Source organism: Pelomonas lactea, assembly GCF_043555885.1.
In the GTDB taxonomy this organism is placed as follows: Bacteria; Pseudomonadota; Gammaproteobacteria; order Burkholderiales; family Burkholderiaceae_C; genus Pelomonas; species Pelomonas lactea.
Genome location: NZ_JBIGHX010000009.1, coordinates 304,110 through 311,086, shown reverse-complemented (window position 1 = coordinate 311,086; position 6,977 = coordinate 304,110). Strand labels below are relative to the sequence as shown.

The 6,977-nt window shown below is 68.6% G+C and carries 7 protein-coding genes; 2 read left to right on the top strand and 5 right to left on the bottom strand.

Translation table 11 applies throughout. The annotated features are described in order from the left end of the window. The coding region (locus ACG04Q_RS22490; RefSeq protein WP_394513738.1) for an integrase core domain-containing protein at positions 1-132 on the top strand (132 nt) is incomplete at its 5' end. A 245-nt stretch (positions 133-377) separates the two neighbouring features. Here the strand turns inward: ACG04Q_RS22490 and ACG04Q_RS22485 are convergent. The 3 genes from ACG04Q_RS22485 to ACG04Q_RS22475 are packed head-to-tail and all read right to left on the bottom strand — an operon-like array spanning position 378 to position 3,429. Next, on the bottom strand, positions 378-1,145 hold the full coding sequence (locus ACG04Q_RS22485; protein ID WP_394513728.1) for a ParA family protein: 768 nt from the start codon (positions 1,143-1,145) through the stop codon (positions 378-380). Between the two features lie 44 nt (positions 1,146-1,189). After that, complete coding sequence (locus ACG04Q_RS22480; protein ID WP_394513727.1) at positions 1,190-1,519, bottom strand: antibiotic biosynthesis monooxygenase family protein; 330 nt, start codon at positions 1,517-1,519, stop codon at positions 1,190-1,192. Further along, positions 1,519-3,429 carry a B12-binding domain-containing radical SAM protein gene (locus ACG04Q_RS22475; RefSeq protein WP_394513726.1) on the bottom strand — a complete coding sequence of 637 codons (1,911 nt, stop codon included), beginning with the start codon at positions 3,427-3,429 and terminating at the stop codon, positions 1,519-1,521. Before ACG04Q_RS22475 ends, ACG04Q_RS22480 begins: the two co-directional genes overlap by 1 nt. A 100-nt stretch (positions 3,430-3,529) precedes the next feature. Here ACG04Q_RS22475 and ACG04Q_RS22470 point away from each other — a divergent pair, with 100 nt between their 5' ends. Next, positions 3,530-3,973 (top strand): hypothetical protein, encoded by a 444-nt coding sequence (locus ACG04Q_RS22470; protein WP_394513724.1) that lies wholly within the window; start codon positions 3,530-3,532, stop codon positions 3,971-3,973. A 37-nt stretch (positions 3,974-4,010) separates the two neighbouring features. Here ACG04Q_RS22470 and ACG04Q_RS22465 read toward each other — a convergent pair whose 3' ends face one another. Continuing rightward, positions 4,011-5,660, bottom strand: coding sequence for a GMC family oxidoreductase (locus ACG04Q_RS22465; RefSeq protein ID WP_394513723.1), 1,650 nt, complete (start codon positions 5,658-5,660; stop codon positions 4,011-4,013). Positions 5,661-5,674: 14 nt separating this feature from the next. Beyond that, positions 5,675-6,973: a cell envelope integrity protein CreD gene (gene creD / locus ACG04Q_RS22460; protein ID WP_394513722.1), complete on the bottom strand. Its 1,299-nt coding sequence runs from the start codon at positions 6,971-6,973 to the stop codon at positions 5,675-5,677. Between the last annotated feature and the right edge of the window lie 4 nt (positions 6,974-6,977).

Here is a 6,977-nt window from a genome sequence, read left to right as displayed (position 1 = left end):
CAGCGAACTCACGCGCTGGCGAGTTGGCAACACCACTACAACTGCCACCGTCCGCACAGCGGCATTGGTGGCGTGCCGCCCATCTCAAGACTCAGCTCGTCAAGAAACAACCTCTTGACGCTTCACACCTAGACGGTTGACGCTGTTCTCGGGCCGAGCGCCGGGCCGCTCCCAAGCCGGCCCGATCCGGTGATGTGCTCACGGCTCGAAGCCGTGAGCATCGCCGTCCCCTCGGGGGCTGAGGCCGGACACATGGCGCCCAGTGGGCGGCATGTGCCTGCCGAAGAGCTGCGGCACAGTCCGCAGCGCGGTCTGCAAGACCGACCAGACTCGCTCGCGTCCAGCGAAGCGAGGATGGGCGAGGGGTCACAGCCATTTCATCCGGGGAGTGACTCGTACAGCGCCACCAGCTCCTGCGTGAGCTTGTGGCGCGGGTCGAGGTGGATCATGGGCCGGCTCAGCTCGTGCGACTCCTTGACCTTCACGCTGGCCGACAGGTAGGGCTGCAGCACCGGCAGCCCCTCGTCCAGCAGCTCCTGCACGACGCGCTGCGGCAGCGAGGCGCGGGCCTGGAACTGGTTCACGACGATGCCCTCCACGTGCAGCTCGGGCGCGTGGTCGGCCTGGATCTCCTGCACCGCTTCCAGCAGTCCGTACAGCGCGCGGCGTGAGAAGTCGTCGCAGTCGAACGGGATCAGGCAGCCCTGCGCCGCGATCAGCGCCGAGCGCGTGTAGAAGTTCAGCGCCGGCGGCGTGTCGATCCAGATCTCGTCGTACTGCTTCTCCAGCTTCAGCAGCGCGTCGCGCAGCTTGTAGATCTTGTAGCGGCTCTCCAGCTTGCCGTGCAGCTCGTCCAGCTCGGGGCTGGCGGCCATCACGTGCAGGCCGTCCCACGGCGTCTCGCTGATGAACTCGCTGCCGTCGCTGTCGCGCACGCTGAACTTCAGCGTCTGGCCGAAGAAGTCGGCTGAACCGGCAAGGTCGTCGTCGGCCGCGTCGCCCAGCAGGTAGCGCGTGGTGTTGCCCTGGCAGTCCAGGTCGATGACCAGCACGCGCCGGCCCGCCGCCGCGGCAATCGCCGCCAGGTTGCTCGTGATCGTGGACTTGCCCACGCCACCCTTCTGGTTGAACACGACCCGCCGCATCGCTCACCTCCTGTTGGATTGAGCGATTGTGCACTGCACAAAAGTCAGCGGGCGGCCCGGTCCTTCAGCGGATGAGGGATGCCGCCGTCGCCATAGCTGCGCACCACCTCGGCGATGACGACCTGGTAGCCCTTCAGCCACCGGGCCTGCGCCTGCTTGGCCTCGCGGTGGCCGGCGTCGCCCATCAGCTGCTGCAGCGCTGCCATCGAGTCCCAGTAGTAGACGTTGGAGACCAGCCCGGTCGTGGTGTTCTCCCAGGTCTCCTCGCCCAGGTAGCCGGGGATGGCGCGGGCCATGTCGGCGATGCGCGCATCGAGCGCGTGGAACTCGTCGTCGTAGGCGCCGGGAGCAAAGGTGAAGGTGGAGGTGAACATCAGCTGAGCGTCGAGAGTGCGCGCTCGACGAAGCGGCGCGGCACGGTGGTCTTGGGCACGCGCACGGGGAACCAGCTGCGGATGTCGCTGTCGATGCCGATGCCGTGCATGAAGTTGTAGAGGCCTTTCTTCAGCCCCTGGCCCAGGCCGTCGTGGTCCGTCGGCGTGGGGTCGATGAAGGCGATGTCGTTCTTCGCGAAGCGGCCATCCGCCGGCAGCGGCTGCAGCGTGACGCCGTACTCGGCCGGGTTCATGCCCACGGGTGAATGCACGGTGCACGCAAAGCGGTGGAAGAAGCCGCTGTGGATGCAGCCGTGCTCGAACAGCTGGCGCACGTACTCCAGCGCGTCCACGGTGTCCTGCGTCGTCTGCATCGGAAAGCCATACATCAGGTAGGCGTGGACGAGCACGCCGGCGTCGGCAAACGCCTTGGTCACGCGCGCCACCTGTTCCACGCTGACGCCCTTCTTCATCAGCTTCAGCAGCCGGTCGCTCGCCACCTCCAGCCCGCCCGAGATCGCGATGCAGCCGCTGTCGGCCAGCAGCTGGCACAGCTCGGGCGTGAAGGTCTTCTCGAAGCGAATGTTGCCCCACCACGAGATGGCCACGCCGCGGCGGATCAGCTCCTCGGCCAGTGCCTTCAGCGCCTTGGGCGGCGCGGCCTCGTCGACGAAGTGGAAGCCCGTCTGCCCCGTCTCCCTGACGATGGCCTCGATGCGGTCCACCAGCACCTCGGCGGAGGCCGCCTCGTAGCGCGAGATGTAGTCCAGGCTCACGTCGCAGAAGCTGCACTTCTTCCAGTAGCAGCCATGCGCCACGGTCAGCTTGTTCCAGCGCCCGTCGCTCCACAGCCGGTTCATCGGGTTGAGCATGTCCAGCAGCGACAGGTAGCGGTCCAGCGGCAGGCCGTCCCAGGTCGGCGTGCCGACGTCGTCGAACGGCACGTCGGGTTCGACGAAGTTCGTGTACCTGACCTCTGCGCCGTCGCGCCAGAACGTCCGCACCAGGCGCGTCTTCGAGCGCTTGCCGGCCACGTGCTCCAGCAGCGCCAGCAACGGCCGTTCGCCGGCGTCCAGCGTCACGTAGTCGACGAAGTCGAACAGCCGCGGCTCGGCCAGTTCGCGCAGCTCGGTGTTCACGTAGCCGCCGCCCAGCACGCACACCACGTCGGGCCGCGCCGCCTTGATGGCCTGCGCGATGCGCAGCGCCGCGTAGACCGAACCGGGGAAGGGCACGGACAGCAGCACCACGTCGGGCTTGTGCTGCGCCAGCGCATCCAGCGTGAGCCGCTGCAGCGTGCGGTCGATGAGGTGGGGCGGCTCCGCCAGCGCATCGGCCAGCGGGTCGAAGTGGGCCTGCGCCGCGGCCAGCTTCTCGGCATAGCGCACGAACTCGAAGCGCGGGTCCACCGCGTCACGCAGCACGTCGGCCAGGTCGTTCAGGAACAGCGTGGCCAGGTGGCGGGCGCGGTCCTGCAGGCCCAAAGCGCCGAAGGCCCAGGCCAGCGGGTCTTCGCCTTCCTCGCCGATGTAGTGGTCCAGCGACGCGAAGCGCGCGCCCTCGGGCAGGAAGCTGCGCGTGTTGATGCGGTGGGCCAGCGTGGGGTCCTGCCCTTGCAGAAAGCGCAGCACGCGCGGCGTGACCGCGGCGAGGGTGTCGAACTCGGCGTCGAACCACGCGGTCTGCGGCGTGCGGCGGTCGTCAGGCAGCGCCTGGACAGCGTCGCGGATCTGCGCGAGCCCGGCGGGCGAGAACAACTCCAGCACCAGCGCCAGCGCCAGGTCCACCTGGTGCGCATCAATCTGCCGCGAGCGCAGGAAGCCGGTCAGGTAGGCGGTGGACGGGTAGGGCGTGTTCAGCTGCGTCATCGGGGGGATGACGGCGAGCACGCGGGGGGAAGCGGACTGCATGGTTCGATTGTCGATGCACGCAAAATCGTGAAGATCCGTCCTGTTGCAGGCGGACATTCATGGCTGTTTGGGCGGCCACTTGGTTCTGAACGAGTTGTGCATGGAACGCTGGGAAAAGCTGGAGAGAGCCGTGGTCGTCGTACTTGCCGCGCTGCTGACGGCGCTGAGCATATGGACGCTTGTGGCCGGCCACCGGTCGTTTTTGCTGACACTCTTTCTCTGGCCGTTCATGCTGTCGGGCATCTGGGAAGTCTTCTTCGAGGACCACCTTGATTCAGATGTTCCACCCGGCAGGCTGGAGAAACTGCTGGCGACGGGCTGGCTTTGGTTCCGACGGATCGCTCTTGTTTGCGCAGCAATATTCTTCGGTTACGTCGGCATTCGCGGGGGGCTGGAGAACGAATCCGTTGCCTTGCTCGTGGGGCTTGTGCTTTGTGCGTTGTCCCTCTGGGTCGCCGTCTTTGGTGGCGGAAAGCAGAAGAGTTTGAGCGACGACCATGAGATCCACCAGCGGCGGAGGGCGCGCTACAAGTGGTGGATTTGACAGGGCGGCCCACGGCGCTTGATGACAATCGACCGCATCATCCCGCCAACCACCCTGCCAACTTCTCCGCAATCATCAACGTCGGCGACGCCGTGTTGCCACTCGTGATCGTCGGCATCACGCTGGCATCCGCCACGCGCAGCCCGGTCACGCCGCGCACGCGCAGGCGCGAGTCGACGACGGCGCCGGGGTCGTCCTTGCGGCCCATGCGGCAGGTGCCCACCGGGTGGAAGATCGTGGTGCCGATGTCGCCGGCCAGCCGGGCCAGCTCCTCGTCGGTCTGGAACTGCGGGCCGGGCTTGTATTCCTCGGGCTGAAAGGCCGCCAGCGCCGGCTGGGCGACGATGCGACGCGTCAGCTTCAGGCTCTCGGCGGCCACGCGGCGGTCCTCGTCAGTGGACAGGTAGCGCGGCTGGATGGCCGGCGCCACGGCCGCGTCGGGCGACGTGATGTGCACCGTGCCGCGGCTGGTGGGGTTGAGGTTGCAGACGCTGGCCGTGAACGCGTCGAAGCCGTGCAGCGGCTCGCCGAAGGCGTCCAGCGACAGCGGCTGCACGTGGTACTCCAGGTCGGGCCACAGGCGGTCGGGGCTGCTGCGCGTGAACGCGCCCAGCTGCGAGGGCGCCATGCTCATGGGCCCGCTGCGGCGCAGCGCGTACTCCAGGCCGATCAGCGCCTTGCCTACCAGCGACGCGGCCCGCGTGTTCAGCGTGCGGGCGCCGCGCACCTTGTAGACGGCGCGGATCTGCAGATGGTCCTGCAGGTTGGCGCCCACGCCCGGCAGCTCCTGCGTCACCTTGATGCCCAGCCCCTGCAGCAGCGGCGCCGGCCCCAGGCCCGACAGCTGCAGGATCTGCGGTGAGCCTACTGAGCCGGCGCACAGGATGACCTCGCCCCCGGCGTTCAGCCACGGCTGCTCCACACCGTGCGGCGTCAGCACCTCCACGCCGGCGCAGCGGGGGCCGGCGTCGTCGTGCATCAGGCGCAGCTTGCGTACCTGCGCGCCGGTCCACATCTCGAAGTTCGGGCGGCCGAAGCAGGTGGGCCGCAGGAAGGCCTTGGCCGTGTTCCAGCGCAGGCCCTTCTTCTGGTTGACCTCGAAATAGCCCACGCCCTCGTTGGTGCCGGCATTGAAATCGCTGGTGGCCGGGATGCCGGCTTGGCTGCAGGCGGCGGCAAAGGCGTCCAGGATGGGCCAGCGCAGCCTCTGCTGCTCCACGCGCCATTCGCCCTTGTGGCCGTGCATCTCGGCAAAGCCGGCGGGCGCGGTCTTGGGGTCGTCCAGCCGCCAGTGGTGCTCGTGGCGGCGGAAGGCGCGCAGCACGCGCTCCCAGCGCCAGGTGTCGTCGCCGGTGGCCTGGGCCCAGTTGTCGTAGTCGCGGCTCTGGCCGCGCATGTAGATCATGCCGTTGATGCTGGAGCTGCCGCCCAGCACCTTGCCGCGCGGGTAGCGCAGCCGGCGACCGTTCAGGCCCGGCTCGGCCTCGGTCTGGAAGCACCAGTCGGTGCGCGGGTTGCCGATGCAGTGCAGGTAGCCGACGGGTATGTGCACCCAGTGGTAGTCGTCCTTGCCGCCGGCCTCGATGAGCAGCACGCGCTTGCCCGGGTCGGCGCTGAGCCGGTTGGCCAGCAGGCAGCCGGCGGTGCCGGCGCCCACGATGATGTAGTCGAAGCCTTCTTTGGACATGGGCCGAGCGTAAATCACCCGGCTTGGCCCAGCCTTTCGTTGCCCAGCCGGTACCAGTCCAGCCGGCGCGTCAGCGTCATCACCACGGCCAGCACGGTGAACAGCAGCACCGCACCGATGACCAGCGCCGTCTGCTCACGGCTCAGCAGCACGTACAGCGCGCCGTACAGCAGCGCGATGCCGCCGCCGAACGCGAGGCCTCGCCACCAGCCGCCCAGCATGGCGGCGGCGTACTGCGTCAGCACGACCGCCGCCGCGGCCGCCGCGATGACGTAGGCCGTCAGGAAGGGCAGGTGCTCCGACAGGCTCAGCAGCAGCAGGAAGAACAGGCTCAGCGCCAGGCCGACGAGCAGGTATTGCACCGGGTGCACGCGCCGGCCCGTCAGCAACTCGGTGAGGCCCACGGTGACGAAGGTCAGCGCGATGAACATCAGGCCGTACTTGATGGCGCGGTCGCTCATGACGTAGGGGTTCACGGGGTCCATGAGTTCAACGGCCAGCGTGTCCAGTTCCTTCTTGCCGGCGGCGACATCGGCGGCCGCGCTGCTGGCCAGCTCGGACACCTGCCAGCGGGCCGAGAAGCCGGCTTCGGTGACGTCGCGTTCGGCCGGCAGAAAGCGCCCGGCGAAGCTCGGGTGCGGCCAGCTGGACTGCAGGCTGACGGCCGTGCTGGCGGCGGCAGGAATGATGGCCAGGCTGCGCGTGCCGACGAGGTCCACGCTCAGGTTCAGCTCCAGCGTCTCGCCGCTGCGCGGCATCGGCAGCACGGTGTGCAGCCCCGACGGGTACACGCCGTGCGTGGTGCCGGGCTTCACGGGCAGCACGCGGCCGTCGCGCTTGAGCTCGACGTCGCGCAGGCCGCGCGCGTCGCTGGCCGAGAACATCGCGACGACGTCGCCGCAGTCGACCCGGCCGCCGGCGTTCTCCGCGGGCGGGTTCAGCGCGTCGAAGTCATCCCAGCGCGCCAGCAGCGTCAGCTTGCTGGCGTAGCTGTTGATCTTGAACAGGCCGCGGTAGCGCGGGTCGGGGCTGACGCGCCCGCCGACCTGCAGGTGCGACGGCGGCAGCACCACCGCGAAGCTGCGGCTCTGCACGCCGTCCTTGTACGGCGCCCAGGTCTCCTTGCAGCTGCGGGTCAGCAGCGGGCCCAGCAGCGTCTGCGGCCCGGCCTGGGATTGCTCGACGCTCTGCTCGGCCTCGTGCTGGCGCATTCGGCGCTCGCCGACAAGGCCGCCGATCTGGGCGAGCACGACACACAGCAGCAGGGACACGGCGGCCAGGATGGCCAGCTTGATGAAGAGGGCTTGGTTCATGCCG